The sequence below is a fragment of the Acinetobacter sp. ACNIH3 genome (genome assembly GCF_002918965.1).
Taxonomy (GTDB): domain Bacteria; phylum Pseudomonadota; class Gammaproteobacteria; order Pseudomonadales; family Moraxellaceae; genus Acinetobacter; species Acinetobacter schindleri.
Genome location: NZ_PQLP01000156.1, coordinates 1 through 651, shown reverse-complemented (window position 1 = coordinate 651; position 651 = coordinate 1). Strand labels below are relative to the sequence as shown.

1 pseudogene is annotated in these 651 nt (G+C 41.3%); it reads left to right on the top strand.

From position 1 onward, the window contains the following. A pseudogene (locus C3420_RS17195) lies at positions 1 to 651 on the top strand (heavy metal resistance protein CzcA); the annotation flags it as partial.

The following is a 651-nucleotide window of genomic DNA, read 5'->3' as shown; positions in this document are numbered from 1 at the left end:
ATTTTTTACAGATGCCTGATCTTCCATCTATGCTCTTGCCAGAGTTTGAGAAACTGACTCATCAATATTCAGACGTGAAAAATCTGCCTCAGCCCGAGTCTATTCAGCATATTGATGTCCTTGAGGGAAGTCCCCAGCCAATTTTACGCTTCGGTGTTTTAGATAAATTTGATTGGAAATGGGAAGAGTCTGTTTGTGCCGAAATTGAATTCTCCTATGTAGGCGGACGAATAAAAGCAGGTACATCAGGTGACAGTTTTATTGGTGAGCAGCATGGCAAAATGGTGCGACAGCTTCGGGACTTAGTTCAGGAACAACAGTCAATCCAGCGTTTACAGCTATTGGTCGAATCACTGAAGTGGGTGAAAGATCTTAATTATTACCAGCAATTAAAACTGGATAAACAACGTCTTGATTCTATAGTTTTTGCGTTCTATGGAGACTGGATCAAACAGCTGATGCCCATCAATCAAATTGAATTGATTGGATGGCAGATAGAGCATCTGGAACACAGCCCATTTAAGCTGCAATATGTTGAAAATTTAAATATTTCCATCACTGAATCTGAAAGCCAACAAGACTGGTTCAATATCGGGGCGACCGTTCAGGACAGTGCAGGCAATAGCTATGATTTACTCGATGCACTTGTGG